Genomic DNA, 274 nt, shown 5'->3' on the forward strand with positions numbered 1-274 from the left:
TCTTTTAATATCAGTTCATAGTTTTGCTCTTGATCCAGCACGAGGACGAGCAATTCTTGCACTTTTATTGTTCTTCACGGGAGGGGCTTTGTCTCTTTTTGCTTTGCGGGTACCTGCTTTGACACCGGGAAGATTTTTTCAGCCAATTTCTCGTGAAGGTTTTATTATTTTAAATAATTTATTGCTCACAACAATAACAGCGACAGTCTTGATTGGTACGCTCTACCCTTATTTTATTGAGCTGTTAACAGGGCAAAAAATTTCTGTAGGAGCA

The 274-nt window shown here is 38.7% G+C and carries 1 protein-coding gene; it reads left to right on the plus strand.

What is annotated here, in order from left to right; translation table 11 throughout:
- The coding region (locus ACFINZ_RS11460; protein WP_375701576.1) for a cytochrome c-type biogenesis CcmF C-terminal domain-containing protein at positions 1–274 on the plus strand (274 nt) is incomplete at both ends.

The organism is Bartonella sp. AA81SXKL (assembly GCF_042196945.1).
Lineage (GTDB): Bacteria > Pseudomonadota > Alphaproteobacteria > Rhizobiales > Rhizobiaceae > Bartonella.